The organism is Rubritalea sp. (assembly GCF_039830215.1).
Lineage (GTDB): Bacteria > Verrucomicrobiota > Verrucomicrobiia > Verrucomicrobiales > Akkermansiaceae > Rubritalea.
On record NZ_JBDOPO010000006.1, the window covers coordinates 1 to 3,409 of the forward strand.

Annotated in this window: 2 protein-coding genes and 1 tRNA gene; 2 read left to right on the plus strand and 1 reads right to left on the minus strand. The window is 47.5% G+C overall.

Annotated elements, in window-relative coordinates; genetic code table 11:
• The coding region (locus ABGY95_RS00120) for an ROK family protein (RefSeq protein ID WP_347439650.1) at positions 1-330 on the plus strand (330 nt) is incomplete at its 5' end.
• Positions 331-458: 128 nt separating this feature from the next.
• Here the strand turns inward: ABGY95_RS00120 and ABGY95_RS00125 are convergent.
• A tRNA-Ser gene (locus tag ABGY95_RS00125) sits at positions 459-548 on the minus strand.
• A 129-nt stretch (positions 549-677) separates the two neighbouring features.
• On the opposite strand from ABGY95_RS00125, the gene ABGY95_RS00130 reads away from it, so the two are divergent.
• The gene (locus tag ABGY95_RS00130; protein ID WP_347439651.1) at positions 678-1,514 is read left to right on the plus strand and encodes a cobalamin biosynthesis protein CbiX; all 837 of its coding nucleotides are present in this window, start codon (positions 678-680) and stop codon (positions 1,512-1,514) included.
• The last annotated feature ends 1,895 nt before the right edge of the window (positions 1,515-3,409 follow it).

The window sequence follows — 3,409 nt, forward strand, 5'->3', positions numbered from 1 at the left end:
GGGATGGCTAGTGGAACTGCTCTGGGTAAGCGATGGGGAGTCCCTGCTCAAGAGCTTGGCCGAGAGCATGAGGCTTGGGATTTGCAAGCGGGGTACCTAGCAGCAATGGTGCAAAACCTTGTGGCATGCTATGCTCCAGAGAGAATAATCTTAGGGGGGGGCGTGATGGAGCAGGACTTCCTTTTAGAAAAAGTGAAACTGAAATATGCCGAGCTCGCAGGTGGATACTGGAAGACTGATGATTCCTTACTGGTTCACCCTGCGCTGGGTAATCAAGCTGGTATCAGGGGGGCATTGTTGATGGCCAGAAATGCATTGGCAGCAAAATAGCTACAGTAGCTCTGCTGGGGGGGAACCCTGAGGTGTCATTTTTGGAGATGGTAATTTTGACAGCTCTTGGGCCTCTCCTAGAAACAAGAAACGCCGCGAACCACTATGGTTACGGCGTTTGCTTAAGATGGCGGGCCGGGAGGGATTCGAACCCTCGGTGACATTACTGCCACACACGCTTTCCAGGCGAGCTCATTCGACCACTCTGACACCGACCCAACTCTCTTAAATGTTACCCCTAGCGAGGTGGGCGGAAGCTAACGAGCGATCAGGTTGATGGCAATGCTTTTTTTACTAAAATTGTGATTGGTTTTTGACGACTGGGTAATGTGCTACTAAATAGTACTATGGCAGCAGAGGAAGAGATTATAGTTCTGATGGATAATGGCTCATTGAGGGCTGAGGCTACGCTCCAACTGCGTATTTTGGCGAAGGCTTTAGGTGAGAAACTACAGAAGCCGGTGAGGCCAGTCTCGTTGCTCCACTCGGCTAAGCTGAACCCGGCTGAGCTAGATGGCGAAGCAGCTCAGACTTTGGTGCCATTCCTGCGTGCTCAGAGGGAGCTGGGGCATGATGTGTTTACCATCGTGCCTTTATTTTTTGGACCGAGTGGAGCGTTGGTGGATTATCTGCCGAGGCGATTGAGTGAGCTTAGGCAGGAAGGTTGGGAAGAGCTGAAGGTCGCCATCGCCCCTACATTGGTGAGGCATGATGATTCCCGGGTTGCTGAAATCATGGCGGGATTGGTTCACGACAAGATGGACGAGCTTGGTTGGTCACATGCCAATGTGGCGATGTGTGACCACGGAACGCCAGCTAGGGCAGTGAACGATGTGCGTGAAATAGTGGCTATGCAATTACAGAAGTGCTTGGTTGATAAGCAGTGCCGAGTCACAGCGTGCTCCATGGAGCGCCGTGAGGGAGCAGAGTATGATTTTAACGAACCTTTGTTAGAACGCCTTCTTGGCACACAAGGTTATGAAAAGAAGGTTATAGTCTCGATGTTATTCGCTGGGCCGGGTAGACATGCTGGTGTGGGTGGGGACGTGGCCGAGATCTGTCAGGAGAGTAAGCGAAAATATCCTCAGTTAGAAACTGAGATGACAGGCTTAGTTGGGAGCTCAGTACGCCAAACAGTCGACGTCCTAGCTGACAGATACGATGAAGTAAAACTAAAGGGCTAGGAGCAGCAAGGTAGCCTTGGCCTTATAGAGGTCGACTAGTTAGATTTCACTCACTCTATAACCAATACCATATCACGCTACACGATAAAAGTGGCAACATAACTAATGTATAATAAAGCAATATTCTCCAATCCAGAGTTTGAGTAAAATCGCTATATTTGACATTTTCTAGCGGCTATCTGTGTTCAGTTTGGCGTGCTTAGCTGGAGTGGGGCTGCTTAGCCTTGTGATTTATCTTATGATCTTGGGGTGTTACTACGATTGTCAGAAGCTATCGCTACACGATGGCGTAGCGCCCCATATTGTAGCTCAGGTTGCATAGGGAGTTATGTTGGTTAGCTTCTTTCAGGTACTATTCGTCAGAACATGCCTGCAGCCATATATTTCATCCTGCCAAACACGTGCACCACGCGTACTGGAATGCGGCGGACCTTCTTGTTATAAATTTTGTTATCATCGCTCAAGAGTGAGTTTCTATTTGCTTTGAGAATGGTGAAGTCTTCGAGGTTGTGCTTAAGGAGAACTTCTTCATCGGCCTGAGATTTACAGGCACTATCGCTCAGGATAATACCTTATCCTTTTCATCTACTAGACCCTCAAAGACTTGGCTGTCGTGAACACTTGTAGGCGTTGTCACATGAGCGTCGATTAGTTTACTTTTTACATCAACCGTTGGGTGATTCTTGTAGCCAAAGTGAGTCTCGGTATTCTTCTTGGTTTATCGAATATCACAGTCTTTTTGTGCTCCCTTGGGCGAACCTTTTTTTCAAATCCGTCGAGACGCTCACCTTCTTTAATTTGCTTGTTTTGCTCTCTCGTATTCCTTTGTTTTGGAGCCTCAATAAAGCTGGCAAAATACTACGATCTTCTTTAGCAACTAGACTTTGACCATCGAGAAGCTCACGAAAACCGACAAATAACTTGTTACTTTCGTTGGTTCCATCGCGCTAAATCAACTCCTTAAAACCCCCAATGGAATTGCCTCTTGAACATCGTCACCTATTTGAAGATCTAGAAAGTTCATGAAGCTCGAGCGATCTCCTATTTAAAATTGTAGACTTTATCCCTCGATGACGCCCGATGCATAAATCTCACTCATGAGGCCATGATAATTGCCAACTAGGCCTACTTTTTGTTGTTCTTACAGAGGTGCCTTGGGCTCAGTACAAGTCGCATCATTGCTTGAGAGGGCTAGCTTAATCGAATGGGAGATCAAGTCCTCATTTGCCGATGCAAGCAGTCGAGTATTCTTGCTTTTGAAGGACTGTATCTATCGTGAGTGCAGTTGCAGGTAAGGGAGCCTTGGCAGGAGCAACTATAGAGGGTTTCTTGATTGCCTCTTGGCCATAGGCGCCGACCTCGCCCTAGCCGATATCATCGATACAAAAGATGATGATGGAGCTTTCTTTTTCGCGGCGTGAAGTGTGCTAGCTCCTAAAAGTAACTATTCTAGCGTGAGCGTGGTGGAAGATAGCGTCATAGTTTTACCTGCCTAATGGCCGAAGTGAGGCAAGTCCTAGATGCAATCTGAAAAGATTGCCCAAGTCGGGAGCCTGCTTTTTGCTACTACTAAGCCAAGGTAGTGCGATGCACTCAGCATAGTGATTCAAGGAATAGCCCCAGACATCGCTGCGCGCGGACTGGGGCCTATGAGTTCTGGTGAAGTGTGTGGTGGCAAGCTTCTCTGGCGATTATGCCGAGCCAATGCCGGGTGTTTTTTACATGATTCCCATTGGTTGTTCCAATTAAGTGCGAGCCATTGGACGTTGCAGCTATTTATACTTTGTATTTACTGCCCATTTTGCTCCGAATAAAAAAGAGGTTTCGTCATCATCGACGAAGCCTCTTTGATGGCGGTGTTGATGGTCACGAAATTATTTTTGCACTTCAGCGTA

Excerpts from the sequence above, each read along its gene's own strand:
- ABGY95_RS00130 (WP_347439651.1), top strand. The coding sequence starts at position 678 with ATGGCAGCAGAGGAAGAGATTATAGTTCTGATGGATAATGGCTCATTG.